The sequence below is a fragment of the Rhodococcus tibetensis genome, assembly GCF_024438035.1.
Taxonomy (GTDB): Bacteria; Actinomycetota; Actinomycetes; order Mycobacteriales; family Mycobacteriaceae; genus Rhodococcus_F; species Rhodococcus_F tibetensis.
In genome coordinates this window covers 40,552-60,458 of sequence record NZ_JANFQF010000029.1, presented here as the reverse complement: position 1 = coordinate 60,458, position 19,907 = coordinate 40,552, and the positions used below count along the sequence as shown (strand labels likewise).

General features: G+C 66.9%; 15 protein-coding genes and 1 pseudogene. 9 read left to right on the top strand and 7 right to left on the bottom strand.

What is annotated here, in order from left to right:
* Positions 1-382 precede the first annotated feature (382 nt).
* Together NOF53_RS25290 and NOF53_RS25285 are read right to left on the bottom strand one after the other, a co-directional pair.
* Positions 383-754 carry a hypothetical protein gene (locus NOF53_RS25290; RefSeq protein WP_255974021.1) on the bottom strand — a complete coding sequence of 124 codons (372 nt, stop codon included), beginning with the start codon at positions 752-754 and terminating at the stop codon, positions 383-385.
* Positions 755-877: 123 nt separating this feature from the next.
* The gene (locus tag NOF53_RS25285; RefSeq protein WP_255974018.1) at positions 878-1,315 is read right to left on the bottom strand and encodes a hypothetical protein; all 438 of its coding nucleotides are present in this window, start codon (positions 1,313-1,315) and stop codon (positions 878-880) included.
* Between the two features lie 989 nt (positions 1,316-2,304).
* On the opposite strand from NOF53_RS25285, the gene NOF53_RS25280 reads away from it, so the two are divergent.
* Both NOF53_RS25280 and NOF53_RS25275 read left to right on the top strand, forming a co-directional pair.
* Positions 2,305-4,110 (top strand): zinc ribbon domain-containing protein, encoded by a 1,806-nt coding sequence (locus NOF53_RS25280; RefSeq protein ID WP_255974015.1) that lies wholly within the window; start codon positions 2,305-2,307, stop codon positions 4,108-4,110.
* Positions 4,111-4,305: 195 nt separating this feature from the next.
* Positions 4,306-4,611, top strand: coding sequence for a hypothetical protein (locus NOF53_RS25275; protein ID WP_255974013.1), 306 nt, complete (start codon positions 4,306-4,308; stop codon positions 4,609-4,611).
* Positions 4,612-4,625: 14 nt separating this feature from the next.
* Here NOF53_RS25275 and NOF53_RS25270 read toward each other — a convergent pair.
* Both NOF53_RS25270 and NOF53_RS25265 read right to left on the bottom strand, forming a co-directional pair.
* Positions 4,626-5,495: pseudogene (locus NOF53_RS25270) on the bottom strand (class II glutamine amidotransferase).
* Positions 5,496-5,640: 145 nt separating this feature from the next.
* Positions 5,641-9,138, bottom strand: coding sequence for a protein kinase domain-containing protein (locus tag NOF53_RS25265; RefSeq protein WP_255974032.1), 3,498 nt, complete (start codon positions 9,136-9,138; stop codon positions 5,641-5,643).
* Between the two features lie 100 nt (positions 9,139-9,238).
* Between NOF53_RS25265 and NOF53_RS25260 the strand changes: the two genes are divergently transcribed.
* The 3 genes from NOF53_RS25260 to NOF53_RS25250 all read left to right on the top strand — a co-directional run bounded on the left by NOF53_RS25260 (position 9,239) and on the right by NOF53_RS25250 (position 12,095).
* Entirely contained in the window at positions 9,239-9,946 is a 708-nt protein-coding gene (locus NOF53_RS25260) for a nitroreductase (protein WP_255974012.1), read from the top strand.
* A 1-nt stretch (position 9,947) separates the two neighbouring features.
* Positions 9,948-11,075: a class I SAM-dependent methyltransferase gene (locus NOF53_RS25255; RefSeq protein ID WP_255974011.1), complete on the top strand. Its 1,128-nt coding sequence runs from the start codon at positions 9,948-9,950 to the stop codon at positions 11,073-11,075.
* Between the two features lie 165 nt (positions 11,076-11,240).
* Positions 11,241-12,095 carry a Bax inhibitor-1/YccA family protein gene (locus tag NOF53_RS25250; protein ID WP_255974009.1) on the top strand — a complete coding sequence of 285 codons (855 nt, stop codon included), beginning with the start codon at positions 11,241-11,243 and terminating at the stop codon, positions 12,093-12,095.
* Positions 12,096-12,163: 68 nt separating this feature from the next.
* Here the strand turns inward: NOF53_RS25250 and NOF53_RS25245 are convergent, their stop codons facing one another.
* Complete coding sequence (locus NOF53_RS25245) at positions 12,164-13,381, bottom strand: acetyl-CoA C-acetyltransferase (RefSeq protein ID WP_255974007.1); 1,218 nt, start codon at positions 13,379-13,381, stop codon at positions 12,164-12,166.
* Between the two features lie 108 nt (positions 13,382-13,489).
* Entirely contained in the window at positions 13,490-14,512 is a 1,023-nt protein-coding gene (locus NOF53_RS25240; RefSeq protein ID WP_255974005.1) for an SGNH/GDSL hydrolase family protein, read from the bottom strand.
* A 136-nt stretch (positions 14,513-14,648) separates the two neighbouring features.
* Here NOF53_RS25240 and NOF53_RS25235 point away from each other — a divergent pair, with 136 nt between their 5' ends.
* The 4 genes from NOF53_RS25235 (at position 14,649) to ilvA (ending at position 19,124) form a co-directional block, all read left to right on the top strand.
* The gene (locus NOF53_RS25235) at positions 14,649-16,034 is read left to right on the top strand and encodes a cystathionine beta-synthase (RefSeq protein WP_255974003.1); all 1,386 of its coding nucleotides are present in this window, start codon (positions 14,649-14,651) and stop codon (positions 16,032-16,034) included.
* Positions 16,035-16,103: 69 nt separating this feature from the next.
* On the top strand, positions 16,104-16,625 hold the full coding sequence (locus tag NOF53_RS25230) for a hypothetical protein (RefSeq protein ID WP_255974001.1): 522 nt from the start codon (positions 16,104-16,106) through the stop codon (positions 16,623-16,625).
* A gap of 21 nt (positions 16,626-16,646) precedes the next feature.
* The gene (locus NOF53_RS25225; protein WP_255973999.1) at positions 16,647-17,819 is read left to right on the top strand and encodes a cystathionine gamma-synthase; all 1,173 of its coding nucleotides are present in this window, start codon (positions 16,647-16,649) and stop codon (positions 17,817-17,819) included.
* 72 nt (positions 17,820-17,891) lie between these two features.
* Positions 17,892-19,124 (top strand): threonine ammonia-lyase, encoded by a 1,233-nt coding sequence (gene ilvA / locus NOF53_RS25220; RefSeq protein WP_255973997.1) that lies wholly within the window; start codon positions 17,892-17,894, stop codon positions 19,122-19,124.
* Between the two features lie 7 nt (positions 19,125-19,131).
* Here the strand turns inward: ilvA and NOF53_RS25215 are convergent, their stop codons facing one another.
* Positions 19,132-19,899, bottom strand: a complete 768-nt coding sequence (locus NOF53_RS25215) for an FAD:protein FMN transferase (protein ID WP_255973994.1) — start codon at positions 19,897-19,899, stop codon at positions 19,132-19,134.
* Between the last annotated feature and the right edge of the window lie 8 nt (positions 19,900-19,907).

Genomic DNA, 19,907 nt, shown 5'->3' with positions numbered 1-19,907 from the left:
GTCGGGTTCTTCCTGTCGGCGGATGCGTTGGTGGTACTTCTCATCCTGCCGCCGGAAGGCCCGTCCCCTTCGTTCAGCCCATGCTCCGCCCGGTGTCTACAACGTCATGACCCGCAACACCTAGGACCGTCGACGTGCATGGAGGCTCGGAGAAGTCCTGGCCCCCAAATGCGAGCGGAGTTCGGTGTCACGAGAGTGTCACAAGTCGGTACAGTCAGAGGTGGACTGGTTCGGACGGTCATGTACGAAAACCGTTGCAGATAAACAAATATCGAATCCAGTGAAGTTCAGGTGAATCCACTTCTAGGGACTTAAAATCCGCACAGTGTCGGTTCGAGTCCGACTGGGGGCACAGTAAACGGCCAGGTCTCTGCGTAGGCCGTCAGGCCCCTTGGTGGTGCGGGCTGACCCGTGCAGTGGGGGCGTTCTGGGCGATGCGGGCGCGGACGCGGGCGGTGGCCTGCCAGATTCGGGTGGTGTCGGTCACGCTGATGCACTCCACACCCTGCTCGCGGGCGTGCTCCGTGGTCCGTGCGTCGTGCGGTGAGCCGGCGGCGTCGAGTACGTCATCGGTGACGATCGCGCAGAGGATGGGGCCGTCGATGGTCCGGACCGGCTCGAATCCGTCCGCCACCAGGGACTGCTTGACCATCGCCCACTGCGACACCTCGTTGTATCCGGTGGGGTTCCCGATGAAGAGAACCTTGCGGGAGCGGCGGGCGCGGGCGGTATCGATATGAGTGACGGTCGACATGGCGGTGGGTTCCTGTCCGTTGCGGGATTCCATAGAGAGAATCCGCGTTCACACCTATTTCGTTACGCCCCACCCGGGAAATATCTGGCTCAGCCCGCTCACCAGCGGTTTGTTGATCGCATGTCAGCTTCCGAACGGGTTCCCGGAGCCGCCGGACCCCGGCGTTCCGGTCACGGTGACGGCGACGGGCGTCGCGGTGCCGGTGGTCATCGGGGGAGTGGTACCCCACTGCTCGAACGCCGGCACGCTCGAGCAACTCCACTGCACCGTGTAGTCGCCGGGCTCGACAGCGGCCTTCAGGTCGACGTCGTCTCCGTCCATCACGATGGTGGGGCCGACCGTCGCCACAGCAACGGTGCCGTCTTCGGGTACTACGGCCATGATGCAGACGACGGCCCCGGGGGCGTCGTACCGCACTCCCATCACCACCGCATTGTCGTCTCCGACGATGTCGACGGTGACGTCGTCGGGTTCCGCGGACGCGGTCGGTGCCGCAAAAAGGCCGAGCGCGGTGACGGCGGCGGCGATCCCTACGGTTCGGGCGGCAAGAGGAACGTTCATCGGTGTGTCCTTCCGGAGAACTCGGTGACCGGGACGAGACGAGAACCACCGGGAGTATGTCATCTCGAATTCGCCTTCGCTGGATGTACGAACAAGGGCACGTAACGTTCCGCGGACGTCGACCGACCAATCGAGTAGCTGCGCCGTTCGTGCGTGGGACCCGATACTGCTGAGGTTGTATTACAAGGGATGCAAACCGACACAGACCGCATCGCCACCATGCTGCTCGGTACCCGATTCCTCGGCCTATGGCGCAGCTGTCGAAATCGACGATCCCGTGCGCACCGGCACCGGTTTCGCGGTCACCAACGCGGGTGTGCAGTATTCGCCGTCTTCGGAGGCTCTCATCTGTTGTCAATGTATCTAATACTCGCTATCAGTTTCTGGCACTGTCTGTCACCGCGGATTGGCGTCTGCGGAATTTCGTGGGTTGTCGGTCGTTGGGGTGAGCAATAGCGCCGACGGAGGGCCGGTTGCCGTGTCGGCGCGCGGGTTCGGGTCCCTAACTCTGTGGCCGCGTGGACCGTGGCGCCGATCTCGGCAGGGCTGTATTAACTTGTGCGGGAGCGACTCCCGAGAGGGCGAAGGTGCTATTGGGGCGCCGGGTTCGGCAGGATGGGAGGCGTCACCAGCCGATCAGCAAGATATTGCGGAAGAGCAATATTGGTGCGAGGTATCGGATCTGCCAGGATCGCGGTTCGTGTCGCGAGGGAGCAGCGAGCGGGGCGCGGCCGGATGGTCGACGATGCGGCCCGGGGGCCGGCACCCGGTGCTCTGGGGTGGCGGGATTGACTGCCCCGGTTCATTGGTGGCGCAGGTCGAGCGGTACGTGTCGGGGGTCGGCGTTATAGTCGAGGCGCTGCGGGAGGTGGGGTGGCAGACCGTGGGGACGGGGGTATCCAATGAGTGTGTGCGGCGATGACGGCGCTTTTCGGGAGACCGGTGAGCCCGGGTTGATTCGGGTTCTTCCTTGCGCTGGGTCGGCCGGCGTGAGCGGGCCGGGATCGACTGCGCCGCGGCAGTTCGCGTTCACCACCCGCGCTCATGTGGCGGTCGACGACGCGACCGGCGAACCGATCGGACTCGACGACGTCGACACCCGGATGCGGTGGCTGCTCGACCTGATTGCGGCGGCCGGCACCGAGTTGACGGCGCGGCTGTGGCAGCCGGTCACGTTCGACGTGCTCACCGCCGGACGGGACCGTGCGGGCCGGAGGCTGCCCGCCCAGGGTCACGTCGCCGCCGCCCGCCTCGGCTGGAACCCGCACTACCCGGACGGAATCTACGTGCCCTCCCGGGTCACGCGGGTGGTGACGGCGCAGGTGCTGGCCACCCTGCGGACCCTCGCCTATCGGGATGCGGCGATCGCGGCACTGTCCGAGCGGTTCGACCCGGTCACCGGCACTCTGGCGCCGCCGACCGAACCGGGTGACTCTGTGCCATTGGGTTTCGCCCGGGGCGTGCGGCGCCAGCTGATTGCACGCTCTCGCCGCACCGACGGGGCGCAGTCGGCGCGGTTGCGGATCACCGACGTCCAGGGACCACCGCGGGTCGCGGCGATGGCCCGACTCTCGGCAGCAGATCGGCAACTCGCGCAGATCACCGCGGCCGGGCGTGAGTTGGTGTTGAGGGTGAAGCTGCCGACCTGCCCGGCCCCGGCGGGGCGGGCGCAGTGGCGGCGGGTCCGGCTGACCGCGGCGATCCCCGCGCACCTGCACGGCCGGGCGATCACCGACTGGCATCTTCCGGCCCTGGTCCTCGACCGGAAGGGTTTGCTGTGGCGGTGCGCGGCGACCGAACTCGTCCCCGACTGTAACCCGGGATCGGCGACCGTCGCGGTGGGGGTGGATTGGTCCCCGTCCACGCTGGGGGCCGCCGCTATCACCACCGAGAACTCGGACGGGTTGTCCTCCGATTACCGGGGTTTCACCTACGATGACCGCGGCCTCGGGGTCAAACTCGCGCGCCTGCAGGCCGAGGGGCAGCTGCTGCACCGCAAGGCGGCCCGGTTGACCCGACTGGCCGCCACCGCCGATCCCGAGGTCCGTGCCCGGCTGGAGGCGAAGATCGCCGTCCTCGACGGGCACCGGGAGGCTGTGGGCGCCAAGCGGGGGAAGATCAATCGGGAACTGGGATTCCACTTCGGCCGTCAGGTCGCCGATTACGCCGCCGCGGCGGGCGCGCAGGTGATCGCGGTCGAGGACCTGGCCACCCTCGAGACCCGCGGACACGGACGGGTCAACAACAACCGGGCCGCGCAGTCCGCCCGCCGTCAAGCGGCCGCTGCGCTTACGCACACCGCTGCGGGTGTCGGTATCGCGGTGGTCGTGGTGCCGGCACGCGGCTCCTCCGCACAATGTCCGGGCTGCGACGAACCCCTCACCCGCCCCGGCGGCTATCACACCGCGTGGTGCCAGGGTTGCCGGGTCGGCGGCAACCGGGACCACATCGCCGGGGTGAATCTGGCCAAACGCGCCCTGCTCGGCAAAGGCAATGTGACCCGCCGGCGGGGGCAGATGCCCGCGGTCCGGGTGGCCGAGCACGCACCGGTCCGCAAGTCCCGCGACAAAATCAGTCCGACACCACCTCGGCCGCGGCATCGCCGGGTCCGACACAGCCTCCCCACCGTGACACGGCGGTTGGGGGTGACTCCGAAACAACATGTTCCTGCACCTCGAGCGTCGGTGTGGGACACGGTCAAACCCGCACCACCGCACGGTGATGCGGGTAGCCGTGACAGACGTACATCTCCGATCAACACCACACCAGTGGCAGATAGTATGAGATCTACGTAGACGCTCTCGTCATCACCGAGGGGTCGAACCAACTCGCAAGCGAACCGATGCTGGAGTACTGGGCCGAGTAAGGCATGTGCGGCAAACGCGGTAGGTGAGCGGATCCCACCCCTGGGGTTGCTTCGAACCGCGCGCAGAAATCGGCACAGTAGTACCTGTCAGCAAGACACTTACCCGACATCCTCTGGAGAACGAATGATCAACGCCCGCCGAACCATCGCCGCTATCGCCTTCGCAGCCCTTCCGATCCTCGGAGCTTTGGGCGCGGCCACCACGGCGCATGCCGTCCCCGTCGACCCGAACAACGGCCCCGGCAAGGGGTGCCCCATCGTGCAGGACGACGCCAACGGCAACACCACCGTCGTCGGGTACGCGAACCCGGGTGACCGCAACGGGGTGCTGGTCTGCGGCAAGGACGGCGAATGGTCCTTCGGGAAGGCGGGCACCTTCAACGGCGGACCCAGCCGAATTGACACACAGCCCGGGCTCTCCGCCCAGTAGCTGCCGGGGGCGCGCTACTTTTCGTGCTGCGCGGCGGCGGCCCGGCTGTCGAGGTCGTCGAGATGGATGAGGTCGCGGGGTGGACGGTCGAGGACCACCTCGCGGCTGACCGTGAGGTTCCGGTCGACGTGCAGCAGCTCGCCCGATCGTAGTGGGGTCCACCCCGGGTCCTCGTCCATCTGCTCGCTCGCGACGATCACCGCGGGATGCTGGGTGAGATGTTCGGACCGAGCCCGGACTCTGCCGGAGCTGCTGGTGTGTTGCAGGTGCCTGCTCCCGCTCGGCCCGCCGGGTTGCCGCTCGAGCACCAAGAGGTCGTGTGTGTCCGGGTAGCGCAGCGCTCAGAGTTCCTCCGGGGTGGTGAGCACCAGGTTGAGGGCATAGACGGGGAGTTTGTCGGCTATCCATTGCGCAGCGGTGCTGATCCCGGCCGTGACGTCGCCGCCGTTCCTGTCGATGTGCCGGGTCACGAGGGCGAAGAACCGCTCCGAATCGGTGTCACCCTCGACGAGGGCCAGATCGGAGCCCAATTCGGCGTCGAGAGCGGCTAAATTGCCGATTACGCCGTTGTGGGCGAATATTCGGCCGCGCTGGGTGAACGGGTGCGTGTTCGCCGGCAACAGGTCGCCCGTGGTGGCGAACCGTATGTGCGCGACGAACGTACTCGAATATCGATGCTTCACCTCGTGCGCGAACTCGGTGTCCGCGTAGGCGGCCAATGGTTGCTTCTCCACCACCGGAGTGCCGTCGTCCGCGAAGGTTCCCAACCCCGTGCCGTCCGGCTCCCGGTGACTCTGCTGCGTCAGGCTGTCCGGGGCGTCGAGCAACCAGAACGAGGCACGGACCCGACGGGGCGCAGCGGACAATCCGAACAACCGGCACATGCGAGCGACCTCTCGGCAGGTAGCGTCAACCGTTCTCACGATAGGTCGTCCGGTGCTGTCGTCGTGGCGAAAAGGTGCCTCGTTGCGAACGTGGAATCAGCGTGTGTGTCCACGGTCACGCTGCATCAGCGCCTCTCCGAGGCAGTCAATTCTCGAGTGGCGTGTCACCGGCCAAGGCGGCGGCGAGGAAGTCGGCGGGAACATCCGGCCAATCGGAAGGCCAGCGCTTGCCCTGCTTGTCTTCCAGCAGGGCGGCAAGTGCGGGGATCATTCGGGGACCGCCGTCGATGACATAACGCACGAACCCGATTCGGGCGCACGTCGAGGCGACTTGCGCCAGAACCGGCTTGGCTTCGTCGATGCGGCTTGCCGCCACCAGGCACGCCGCTAGAAGACGCTTGGCCTGTAGCGTCGCTCTCGGCCTGTTCTGTGCCTCTACTCGGCGAACCCACGCCTCGGCGCGTTCGCATGCGAGACCGGGCTGGTCCGTCATCTGCTGGCGAATGGCAGTCGCATCGTCGAGTTGCGCAACGATCTCGGCATAGCCGAAGTCGGGCGGGCGCATGGGCGTCGTAGGCGGTTCCGACTCTGGCGGAGGCGGCGGAAGTCCGAGCCGGACCCGCTCGTTCTGCACTCTGGCGAGAAGCCGTCGAAGACCCAGCGTGCCGGCCACCGCGGCACCCTCGTCCAGGTGGCGGGATGCGGACGCGAACTCCCCGCGCCCCGCCTTCAACCGGGCAGAGGTCACGAAGCGGGCGATCATGAAGTCGACGAGGCCGCCCTCGCGTCCGAGTTCGTGACTCTCATCGAAGAGTCGCTCGGCCTCCTCGAGATGACCGAGCTCGTACATCAATTCGCCCAACAACGTCCCAGCGAGGCGTGCGGCGTGCGAGTGCTGCCCGCTCGCCCCCGTCGCGACCTGCACCGCAAGGCGGAAGTTCTTTTCGGCGGCCGAGATATCGAGTTGCTCCATGGCGGCGAGGCCCGCGAAACTGTAGCCGTACATCTGGTTGAACGTCCCGACGGTCTGCCGGTGGTAGGGAAGTGCCCACTGCTGCAAGCGACGCGCCTCCCCGTACTCGAACCTGGCGATGGCGACGGCGGAAGCGAGATTGGCGGCAACGGAGACGATCCACGAGCGCGAAAGATCGGGCCGTTCCATCACCTCGGCGATGAGATCGGGGACCTTGGCAACCCGATCCGCCGACACCTCGACGACGGCTCTGATGACATCGCTCTCCAGCCGAATGTCCCTGCGCTCGGACTCGCTCAGCGGGGAATGCTCGAGGGCGGCAGCAACGCGGGAGAGTGCGCGGAGGGTTTCCGGTGCACGCTGAAGCAGGATGCTCGCCCACGCGACGGCGATCTGGATTCGAGGGCTGGACTCCACGAGCGTGGGCGGCAGCTTCTCCACCAAGCCCAGCAGGGCGACCATTCGCGAGTGTTCGACCAGGCGCATCCCCTGCGTTTCGACCACGGTCACTGCCATATCGAGATCGTCTGTCGCCAAGGCGTGATCGACGGCGTCGCTCACGTAGTGGTGGTCGGCGAACCATTGCGCGGCGGCGCGGTGCAACGCCGGAACACGCTCGGGCTGATCACGTTCGAGCCGACGGCGAAGATACTCGGCGAACAAGTGGTGGTACTCGAACCACTCCCGGTCCTCGTCGAGGCTCCGCAGGAACAGATCCCGTGACTCGACCTGCTCGAGCAGTGCCTGCCCGCGCTTCACCTCGGCCAGCACCGACGCGAGGTCGCCGCAGACGCGTTCGGTGATCGACGTCGCGAGCATGAAGTCGAGTAGCGCGGGTTCGAGGGTGCTCAGGACGTTCTCGGCCAGGTACTCACCGATGGCGTGGTGCCTGCCCGACATGTGCCGGATGAGGTCGCCGGGATCGGCCCGGTCCCGCAACGACAGCGAGACAAGTTGCAGGGCCGCGACCCACCCGTCCGTAGTTTCCTCCAGGGCCTCGACGTCGGCATCGGCGAGTTCGAGTCCGCCGAGGTCGACGAGAAAACGCTGTGACTCACCGAGATCGAAACGTAGTGCCATGCTGTCGATTTCCACGAGTTCGTCCCGAACGCGGAGCTTCGCCAGCGGAAGTCCGGCCTGGGTGCGGCTCGTCACCACGATCTGCAGATGGTGACAACCGTTCTCGAGGACGAAGTCCATGGCAGCGATGGTTCTCGGATCGGACACGCGATGCCAGTCGTCGATGATGACCACCACATGGCGGCGGCCTTCGTGGATCTGGTCGACCAGCGAAGTGAGCACGTATCGCTCCGCATCCTCACCGTTCTCCTCGAGTGCCTGGCCCAATTCGTCGGCGAGGGAAGGATCGGCCCGGCGAATCGCCTCGACGAGATGGGACAGGAACCACACGACGTTGTTGTCGTCGCTGTCCACTGTCAACCAGGCGACGACGGCACCCTCCCGGACGAGTTCGTCACGCCATTGCGCGGCCACCGTGCTTTTCCCGAAACCCGCAGGCGCGTGGATCAGCGCCAGGCGTCGGCGCTGTCCCTGTCGAAGCATGTCGAGCGGCCGGGTCCGCGGAACCAGCGACCGCATCGGCGTCGGAGGACGGAAGCGGGCCGCAGCGCTGGGAGGTGTGGCGCCCGAGCGCCTGCGATAACTACGGCTGCGTCCGGACACGGCAGACTGGGTGGTCGGGGTTGCCGACTGTTCCACCCGCGGGAATTCGCCGACCGTAGAAGGAAGTGCCATCTCGTCCACGCCGAGGTCGTGCCTGCGTTGCACCTCCTGCAATTCCTGGCCGAATTGCGCTGCGCCCGAGGGGCGGTCGGCTGGATCGTCGGCCATCGCGTGCTCGATCGCCGAACACACGTCGTCCGGCACGTCTTCACCCCGAAGATCAGGGATGGGTTGCGTGGCGATCCGCAAAAATTGCGCAACGAGCCTCTCACCGCTGCGCCGCTCGAACGCGGCATGTCCGGTGAGGAGGCAGAACAGCGCCGCACCGAGGCTGTACACATCGGACGCCACGGACGGCGGTTCACCCCGGAGCACCTCGGGGGCGGTGTACGCGGGCGATCCGGTGATCATGCTCGACGTGGTTTCGAATCCACCCGAGACGCGGGCGATGCCGAAGTCGGTGAGCTGGGGCTCGCCGTACCCGGTGAGCAGAATGTTGGCCGGCTTGACGTCCCTGTGCAGCGTGCCCGCGCGATGCGCCGTCTCGAGCGCCCCGGCCAATTTCACACCCACGCGGAGCACCTCGGTCCACGAAAGGGGTCCTTCGTGACGAATCCAGGCTTCGAGTGAATCGCGCGGGTGATACGGCATCACGATGTACGGCCTTCCGCTCGGGGTCACCCCCGACTGAAGGATGTCCACGACATGGGGATGTCCGGACAACTTGCCCATTGCGCGCTGCTCGCGCAGGAACCGCGCGCGGTCTTCGTCTCTCAGGTCGGACGAGAGAACCTTGACGGCCACCGTGCGATCGAGGGCACTCTGCAGGCATCGGTAGACGACCCCGAACCCGCCCCGCCCGATCTCGCGCGCATCGTCGAAGCCTTCTGCCGACAGCTCTGAAGCGATGCCGGTGACGGCGTGGCGCGCAGTGGTCCGCGGATCCGAGTCGGTCGGCCAGGCTTGTCCTTCCGGGCCTCGTGGCACACTCATGACATCACCTTCTCGGTGCACTGACGCCAGCATATCGCGGTCCCTCATCCCCGAGAGCGTGTTCGAGAGCGAGCGAACCCGAGGAGATTTCTACGTGACCGACACCGGCATTGCCGCACCCGACACGAGCTCGGCCGAAAGAATTCTGGCCACGCTTCTCCACGAGAGAATCAGTTGCCGGGCGTTTCTGCCCCATCAGGTGCCGCGCCAGGTGATCGCACGGATCCTCGAGTTGGCGCAGCAGACGCCGTCGTGGTGCAACACGCAGCCGTGGCAGGTGACGATCACGGAGGGGGAAGGGACCGAGCGGTTTCGTACCGGGCTGGCGGAATACGTGCGTAGCCATCCGCAAGAATCGGACTTCGACTTTCCTCGCGAGTATCAAGGCGAGCACAAGCTGCGTCGCCGGGAATGCGCCATGCAGCTGTACTCGAGTGTGGGAATAGCGCCCGGGGACAGAGCCGCGTCCGCCGAACAGACCATGAAGAACTTCGACCTGTTCGGGGCACCGCACGTCGCGATCGTCACCACACACGAAGCGCTCGGTACGTACGGCGCCGTCGACTGCGGCCTGTACGTCGACAGCTTCCTCCTCGCGGCGCAGAGCCTCGGTGTCGCCACCATTCCGCAGGCGGCACTGGCCGGGAGCTCGCGCTACATCCATGACTTCTTCTCGCTGTCGGAAGAACGCAAAGTCGTCTGCGCCATCTCGTTCGGATACGCCGACACCGAGAATCCGGTCAACCGATTCCGTACCAGTCGCGAAAGCGTCGACAACGTGGTCGAGTGGGTGTCGCAGTAACGTGCTCGACCGCGATTCACTGTTCGCCCACTTGCGGCGCCGTCCCGACGTCGAGGCACCGAATCTGGTAGCCGTCGACGCCGCCGACCGTCTTATCCTCGACGAGGCCGCGACCGCTCTGGCAGACGCGCCTACGGGTACCGTCGCCGTGATCGGGGACCACTACGGCGCGCTCACCCTCGGCGCCGCGGTGACGCACGGTGCCACCGGTATCCGGGTCTATCAGGACCCGCTGACGGGGGAACTGGCGCTGGCGCGCAACGCCGAGGCGGCCGGCCTCACTTCGTGCTATAGGCAGTGCACCCTCGGGCAGGACCTGCTCGCGGGTGCGAAGGTCGTCGTGCTGCAGTTGCCGCGCAGCCTGAGCGAGCTCACCGAGATCGCTGAGGCTATCGCCCGGTACGCCGACCGCGGCGTGGTGGTCTACGCGGGTGGCCGGAACAAACACATTTCCACCGGGATGAACGACGTGCTTCGGCGCTCGTTCGGATCCGTGCGGGCGACACTCGGAAGACAGAAGTCGCGGGTGCTGATCGCGAGCGGTCCGGTAGCGGCCGCCCAGCCGAGCTTCCCGGTCACCGAACACATCGACGACATCGGCCTCGACGTCGTCTCCTACGGAGCCGCGTTCGCCGGTTCCGCACTCGATATCGGGACCCGGTGCCTCCTCGACTTCCTCCCACGCGTGAACCCCACCGCGAACACCGCTGTCGACCTCGGGTGCGGCACCGGCATCCTGGCTGTCAGTCTCGCCCGGCTGCTACCCGACATCTCGGTCATAGCCACCGACCAATCGGCGGCCGCAGTCGCATCCGCGTCGGCCACGGCCCGTGCCAACGGAGTCGCCGACCGGGTGAGCACACTGCGCGACGACGTCATGTCGACGCTGGCCACCGATAGTTGCGACGTCATCCTCTGTAATCCGCCGTTCCATGTCGGCGCGGCCGTACACACCGGCATCGCCCTGAAGATGTTCGCCGAGGCCGGACGGGTTCTCCGGTCCGGCGGCGAAATGTGGACCGTCTACAACTCCCATCTCGGGTATCGAGGCCGGCTACAGCGGCTGGTCGGGCGCACGGACGTAGTCGGCCGGAATCCCAAATTCACCGTCACCCGGTCGATCGCCTGACCGCCGCGCCGCCGCGCCCTCGTCTGGCGATCGCCACCACGGCACCGGTAGAGTCCGAATTGTCCGACCCGAAGCGAAGAACGGGAACTTGCGGTGGGGTGCCGGACGTTGAGCACATAAGAGAACCCGGATCCACCCGGCGAGCCACGAGAAGGGATGTGCACGGTGCGCACCACCAGTAACCCGGTGTTCCGTAACCTGCCCAAACAAGAGGGCAACGGCGGATACGCCTCGTTCGGATCTACGACGGCCGGCGCCGCGCAGGTCACCCAGCAGTTCGGCCAGCCGCAGTACACGCAGGCCGAGCCCTACCGGACGGGCCCCGACCACCGTTCGATGACCATCGACGACGTCGTCACGAAGACCGGAATCACACTCGGTGTGCTCTCGGTGACGGCGATCATCTCCTACTTCCTGGTGAGCAACGACGCCGACTTGGCTGTCCCCTTCGTCATCGGTGGCGGTCTGGTCGGTCTCGTCCTCGTACTGATCGCCACCTTCGGCCGCAAGATGGACAACCCGGCGATCGTGCTGGCATACGCCGTCGCCGAAGGTCTGTTCCTGGGTGCGCTGTCGTTCATGTTCACCGACATCACGTTCGGTGGAGTCGGCGGCTCGGCCCTGATCGGCCAGGCAGTCCTCGGTACCTTCGGTGTGTTCTTCGGCATGCTGGTCGTCTACAAGACCGGCGCCATCCGCGTGACGCCCCGGTTGACCCGGATGGTGATCGGCGCGCTCATCGGCGTCGTCGTCCTCGCCCTGGGCAACGTGATCGCCAGCTTCTTCATCGAAGGCGGCCTCGGACTGCGCGACGGCGGCACGATGGCCATCATCTTCAGCCTCGTCTGCATCGGTATCGCCGCCTTCTGCTTCCTGCTGGACTTCGACGCCGCCGACCAGCTGATCCGCGCTCAGGCGCCGGAGAAGGCCGCATGGGGAGTCGCCTTCGGACTCACGGTCACCCTGGTGTGGCTGTACATCGAGATCCTGCGCCTGCTGAGCTACTTCAACAACGACTAGGCGCTTCGCGCCCGTGAGTGGTTAACGAGTCTCTGCACTCGTCAACCACTCACGGGCGGCGGAGCCGCCTAGCTCAGGCGCTCGAGGACCATCGCCATGCCCTGGCCGCCGCCGACGCACATGGTTTCGACGCCGAACGTCTTGTCCTGCTCACGCAGGTTGTTGAGCAGGGTGTTGGTGATGCGGGCACCGGTCATGCCGAATGGGTGACCGAGGGCGATGGCGCCACCGGAGATGTTCAGCTTGTCCTCGTCGATCTTCAGCTCGCGGGCCGAGCCGAGGACCTGGACCGCGAAGGCCTCGTTGATCTCGAACAGGTCGATGTCCGAGACGGACTTGCCGGCGATCGCGAGAGCCTTCTTGACTGCCTCGATCGGACCGAGACCCATGATCTCGGGCGAGAGCCCCGACAAACCGGTGGACACGATGCGCGCCAGCGGAGTAAGTCCGAGCGCCTTCGCCTTCGTATCGGACATGATGACCAGCGCGGCAGCACCGTCGTTGAGGGGGCACGCGTTGCCGGCGGTGACGGTGCCGTCTGGCCGGAACACCGGCTTGAGCTGACTCACAGCCTCGTAGGTGGTGCCGGCGCGCGGGCCGTCGTCGGTGGAGACCACGGTGCCGTCGGGCAGTGTGACCGGTGTGATCTCGCGCTCGAAGAATCCGTTCTTGATGGCCTCCTCCGCACGGTTCTGGGACCGGACACCCCAACGGTCCTGTTCCTCACGGCTGATGCCGGTGGCGGACGCGACGTTCTCGGCCGTCTGACCCATTGCGATGTAGACATCGGGCAGCAGGTCGTTTTCACGCGGGTCGGTCCAGGCGACACCGCCCTCGGCGAGCTTTCCGGTACGCGCCTCGGCGTCGGCGAACTTCGGGTTCTTCGTGTTGGGCAGACCGTCGGCGTTACCGGTGATGAAACTGGACACGGACTCGACACCGCCCGAGATGAAGACGTCACCCTCGCCGGCCTTGATCGCGTGCAGCGCCATCCGGGTGGTCTGCAGCGAGGAGGAACAGTACCGGTTGACGGTCACACCGGGCAGGAAGTCGTAGCCCAGCTCCACCGCGACGACGCGCGCAATATTGAACCCGGACTGTCCGGCGGGCTGTCCGCACCCGAGAAGCAGGTCGTCGATCTCGGTGGGGTCGAGTTCGGGGACCTTCGCCAGCGCCGCGGCCACCATCTGCGTCGTCAGATCATCCGGGCGGATCGACTTGAGCGAGCCCTTCATGGCTCGGCCGATCGGTGAACGTACTGCAGAGACGATTACTGCCTCGGGCATGAATAACTCCTTTGTGGGCTGCCGTGGTCTGCACTGTGTTGCAGACCACCGTTTTCATGGCTTTACAAACAACTTACGTTGCCGCGGCCACGGCGGAATGTCGCCTTCTCACTGGGCGGCCCGCCGGGCTCTCGACGCCGACGCCTCCTCGATTCCGAGCAGGTCGTCGAGGCGGCCCGTCGCGCGTCGTCGCGCGGCCCGTCGCCACAGAAAGCGATTGAGCGAGGCCAGGGTTCGCGTCGAGAACTTGCGTGCCTCGGCCGCCTCCGAGACCTCGGGCAGGTCGGGGAGGGGGCCGCCGTGCCACATGCCCAGCGCCGTGGCGAGGACGGGCACGATCTGGATCGCCGCGAGTTCGTATCCTGCAGCCGAAGGATGGAAGTGGTCGGCCGAGAACATCCGGTCCGGGGCAGCCAGGAATTCGCGCGCCAGGAGATCGGCCAGCGCAACCGGGTGTCCACCTGCTTCGGTGACCGAGACCGCCTGCGCCCTCGCCAGCCGGAGGCCCCACGTGCGCACGACAGTGCGCAGGGGCTGGGGAATGGCAGTGACGACGCCGAGGTCGGGACACGTCCCGACGACTACGGCGCAGTTGTGTTCCCGCAGTCGGGCGACTGCCTCACCCAGCCTGCGGGCGGAGGCCCGAATGGAGTTCTTCGACGTGACGTCGTTGGCGCCGACGAGGATGACGGCGGCGTCCGGCGGGGGACCTGCCACGAACATCGCGTCCACCTGACCACTGAGTCCGCGCGAGGTAGCGCCACCGATCGCCTTGGTGCTCAGCCGGACTCGCTTGCCCGTCTCGTCGGCCAGGCGGCGGGCGATCTGCACGCCGGGCACTTCCTCCGCCGACAGGCAACCCACGCCCGCGGCCGTCGAGTCGCCGAAGATCATCAGGTGCAGGTCGTACGGTGTGCCGCGACGCCAGCGTTCCACGGCCGCGCCGCCGGGGGCGTACACGCCGTCTGCTTCCGGCGGTTTCGTGACATTGCGTCCGATGACGCCTCGCGCCGCTGTGGCCTGCGACATGAGGTACGAGTACGCCACCCACGACAATGTGCCTGCGCTCGAACCCGCCACGACAGCCGTGGCGCCGGCCTTCACACCGGTCTGCCAGGTGCTCTTCGGCACTGGTCTCACCTTTCCGCTACCTGGGGTGCTTCTCACGGCTTCCGGCGGACTGCGCCCGTACCCAATCTAGCCGCGTCGGAGTCCCCGTGCCGGACGTCTGTGAGCATCCGATCTGCGCATCTGGGACCATGGAGTCATGCGCATCGCGGAACACGTCGTCGACCTGATCGGCAACACCCCTCTCGTCAAGCTCACTTCGGTTATCGGCGGCGAGTACGGGACCGTTGCAGCCAAGCTCGAGTACCTGAACCCCGGCGGAAGCTCGAAGGACCGTATCGCGGTCAAGATGATCGACGCCGCCGAGGCGTCAGGCGAGCTGAAGCCGGGTGGAACCATCGTCGAGCCCACGTCCGGCAACACCGGCGTCGGGCTGGCACTGGTTGCGCAGAAGCGTGGGTACAAGTGCGTGTTCGTGTGCCCCGACAAGGTCGGCGAGGACAAGCGCAACGTCCTCAAGGCCTACGGTGCCGAGGTCGTGGTGTGCCCGACCGCGGTGGCGCCGGAACACCCGGACAGCTACTACAGCGTGTCCGACCGCCTCGCACGCGAACTCCCGGGTGGCTGGAAGCCGAACCAGTACTCCAACCCGGGCGGCCCACAGAGCCACTACGAGACCACCGGCCCCGAGATCTGGGCCGACACCGACGGCAAGATCACGCACTTCGTCGCGGGTGTCGGCACCGGTGGCACCATCACCGGCACCGGCCGCTACCTCAAGGAGGTGTCGGGAGGGAAGGTCAAGATCATCGGCGCCGACCCCGAGGGCTCTGTGTATTCGGGTGGCACCGGCCGTCCGTACCTCGTGGAAGGTGTCGGCGAGGACTTCTGGCCGAGCGCCTACGACCCGTCCATCCCGGATGAGATCATCGCGGTCTCCGACGCCGACTCCTTCGAGATGACGCGCCGACTCGCGCGCGAAGAGGGCCTGTTGGTCGGCGGATCCTGCGGCATGGCCGTCGTCGCCGCACTCGAGGTCGCCAAGCGTGAGGGTCCCGACGCGGTCATCGTCGTCCTCCTCCCAGACGGCGGGCGCGGCTACCTGTCCAAGATCTTCAACGACAAGTGGATGGCCTCCTACGGGTTCCTCCGCACCCCGCTCGACGGCAAACCGGACGAGAAGACGGTCGGCGACGTGCTACGCGGCAAGTCGGGTGAACTGCCCGACCTCGTGCACACCCACCCGTCCGAGACGCTGCGCGACGCCATCGAGATCCTCCGCGAGTACGGGGTGTCCCAGATGCCCGTCGTCGGCGCAGAGCCGCCCGTCATGGCCGGTGAGGTGGCGGGGAGCGTCACCGAGCGCGACCTTCTCAGCGCCGTGTTCGAGGGCCGTGCTCACCTCGCAGATCCGGTCGAGAAGCACATGAGCAAGCCTTTCCCGTTGATCGGCTCGGGTGAGCCTGTGTCGGCCGCGACGAAGGCGCTGGGGGACACCGACGCGCTGATGGTGGTCGACGACGGAAAGCCGGCCGGCGTCATCACCCGCCACGACCTGCTGGGGTTCCTCAGCGCGGGGTCCTAGGGCGAGACAACGGGACGGGGCTGCTCGCTGGACGCGGGCGGCCCGTCCCACATATCGAGGGGGGAAGCAGTGGGCGCTCGTCTGCGTCGTGTGGTGGGAATTCCGATCGTCGCCCTCGGACTGACGGCGACCGGGTGCGGGCAGGCGATCGACGGTGTCGCACAGCCGGCATCGATGGTGACGGCGAAGCCCGGCTCGGCGGCGCTGTCCGGTTCGACCGACTGCGATCACCTCACGGAGGTGCTGGGGTCGCTGGTATCGGACCGGCCGTATCTCACCGAGGCCGTCGTGCCCGGATCCGTCGACCCCACCTGCTCGTGGTCGAAGGGGCCGACCAATGTCATGAGCACCCTCACGGCGTCCGTCAAGCCGCAGACGACGGACCCTGTGGTCATCGTGGAGATGAGAAACGGGACCAACGTAGTGTCGGACCCGCGATCCACGGCGGTGGACGGGGTGGTCCTCGACGTCGTCGCCATGGCACTACTCACGCCGACACACAGCATCATCGTCAACGCGCTCGACCCCTCCGTGAGTGACGACACCAAGCTCGACGTCGCCTTCGCGATCGCGGAGTATCTGCAAGATTGAGTCCCTACTACGCTGGCCTACATGAGTGAGCAGCGCAGCAAAGCGGACAACATCAGCTGGCAGGGTTTCTCCACCAAGGCCGTGCACGCCGGATTCGACCCCGACCCGCAGACCGGCGCCGTCAACGTCCCGATCTACGCGAGCTCGACGTTCGCCCAGGACGGCGTCGGCGGCATGCGTAACGGATTCGAATACGCCCGCACCGGCAACCCCACCCGCCGGCCGCTCGAGGCCAACCTCGCAGCCCTGGAGTCGGGCACGTACGGCCGGGCCTTCGGCTCGGGCATGGCCGCCACCGACTGCCTCCTCCGTGCTGCGCTCCGCCCCGGCGACCATCTCGTCATCCCGAACGACGCCTACGGCGGAACGTTCCGCCTGATCGACAAGGTGTTCACCCAGTGGGGCATCGAGTACACGCCCGCCGCCGTGTCCGATGTGGATGCGGTCCGGGCAGCCATCCGGCCCAACACCAAGCTCGTGTGGGTCGAGACGCCCACCAACCCGCTCCTCAACATCGGTGACATCGAGGCGCTGTCCGACGTGGCGCACGAGGCCGGCGCGAAGATCGTCGTCGACAACACGTTCGCCTCGCCGTACCTGCAGCAGCCGCTGCAGCTCGGCGCCGACATCGCCCTGCATTCGACCACCAAGTACATCGGCGGCCACTCCGACGTAGTCGGCGGCGCACTCGTCACCAACGACGAGGAACTCGACACGGCGTTCGCGTTCCTGCAGAACGGTGCAGGTGCGGTCCCGGGACCCTTCGACGCGTTCCTCACGCTCCGCGGCATCAAGACGCTCTCCCTGCGCATGGAGCGGCACAGCGACAACGCCGAGAAGGTCGTCGAACTGCTCACCGGGCACCCCGCGGTGTCGCAGGTCATCTACCCGGGCCTCGAATCGCACAGTGGCCACAAGATCGCCGAGAAGCAGATGCGCCGCTTCGGCGGCATGATCTCCGTCCGACTCGCGGGCGGCAAGCAGGCGGCGCTGGACTTCTGCTCGCGAACCGAGATCTTCACCCTCGCCGAGTCGCTCGGTGGTGTCGAGTCGCTGATCGAGCATCCGGGCGCCATGACCCACGCCTCCACCGCCGGTTCGCTCCTCGAGGTCCCGGACGATCTCGTGCGGTTGTCCGTCGGCATCGAAGATGCCGCCGACCTCGTGGGCGACATCGAGCAGGCGCTGAAGTAGGCGGCTTCGCCGCCCGTGCGTGGTTGACGAGTCTCTGGACTCGTTAACCACGCACGGGGCGCGGAGCGCCCTATGCTGGCCCGCGTGGAATCCGTCACGCTCGAACAGATCAGGGCAGCCCGTAGGCTGCTGGACCCCGTGATGCGCCGGACGCCGGTGATCGCGTCGCGGGCGTTGTCCGAGCGGTGCGGGCACGAGGTGTCGCTCAAGTGCGAAAACCTGCAGCGCACAGGGTCGTTCAAGCCGCGTGGTGCCTATAACCGGATTGCGAACCTGTCCGAGGAGGAACGCGCGTGTGGTGTGGTCGCCGCGAGTGCCGGTAACCATGCGCAGGGTGTGGCCTGGGCTGCCACCGACCTGGGTATCGCGTCGACCGTCTTCATGCCGACGGGCGCGCCCCTACCGAAACTCGTCGCAACCAAGGCGTACGGCGCCACGGTGCATCTGACCGGTGACACCGTGGACGACGCCCTGGTTGCGGCGAAGGAATTCGCCGCGGAGACCGGGGCCGTACTGATCCACCCCTTCGACCACATCGACATTGTGGCAGGTCAGGGGACGGTGGGTCTCGAAATTTTGGAGCAGGACCCGGACGTCGGAACCATCGTCGTTCCGACGGGCGGTGGTGGCCTCATCGCCGGGATTGCCGCCGCGGTGTCGGAGTTGCGCCCCGACGTGCGCATCGTCGGCGTCCAGGCCGAGCAGGCGGCCGCCTGGCCGGCCTCGCTCGCCGAAGGCCGTCCGGTGCCGTTGGAAAATATGTCCACCATGGCTGACGGCATTGCGGTCGGCCGACCGGGCGACGTCCCGTTTGCTCATGTCGGCACTCAGGTGGATGCCATCGTGACGGTGAGCGAGGACGCGTTGTCCCGTGCACTGCTCTTGTGCCTCGAGCGAGCGAAACTCATCGTCGAGCCTGCCGGCGCCGCTGCGGTCGCGGCGCTGATCAGTTGCCCACCGGCCGAGCTCGGCCTCACCGGAAAGGTGTGCGCCGTGCTGTCGGGCGGCAACATCGACCCGTTGCTGTTGACCCATGTGGTCAATCACGGGTTGCGCGCGGCAGGACGCTATCTTGGTGTGCACGTGACCATTCCAGACCGACCGGGCGGTTTGGTGGGACTCCTCGAAGTGGTCAGCGGAAACGGGGCCAGTGTGGTCGACGTGGTTCACTCCCGGACCGGTGGCTCACTCGCGCTCGACGAGGTGGAGGTCTTTCTCACCGTCGAGACCCGTGGCCCCGGGCATCGACAGGATCTGCTCGACGCGCTCGACGTCGCCGGATACGCCGTCCGGCTGCAGCACTGATGGACCGTCAATGGGGCCATCCGCCGAGGGTGCTCACCCGGAACTCCTGATCCACCAGCCTCGCGGGTAGCTTCAGTTCGGTGAGCCAGTCGACGGCGCCGCCGCCCATCGCAACCGCAGCGCTACTGGCCCCGTGGGCAGTGGTGCAGCAGTCGGCCACCACGGACACCGTGCGCCACACCGCAATCGGGTCGGGGTGCAGCGGTTTCACGGTACTGGCCGTCGCCACCCCCGCACCCGACGGAATCGACACCTGGCAGGTGGGGTCGCCCGGCAGGTCTTGAACCTGCACCTGCCACCCTCCCGGCGGTGTGGTTCCGGCGGTGGCGATGTCTCCGCCCAGGGCCACCAGCACGCCGCAACCGAGCAGTTCGGCCGTCGTCGACGCGCAGTGGTCGGCAGAGCTCGCCCGAGCGGTGGACGTGAGGTCGAGCTCCACTCCCTCGGGAAGCGTCACCTCGGTTCCGTCGACACCGACCGAACGCCATGAGTGGGCCCCCGCTGGCGAGGTGGGGTCGAGTTTGCCGTCGGTGGTCTGTGCCGCAGAGAGGGCATCGGCGATGAATCGGGCGAACAGTGGGGTGACGGTGTTTCTCCCCGGTCGGAGCGAGTGGATCTCGGCGTCGGACCGCTCGCGGTTGACCGCGGCGTCTGCCGCAGCGAGGTAGCCGCGCACTAGGTTGGCGGCCGAATCGAGCGCGGCCGGGTCGGTGACGACGACGCGTGCGTGCACACCCCACGTCGACCATTCGGTCGCGCTTCGCGCACCGCTCATGCCGTAGT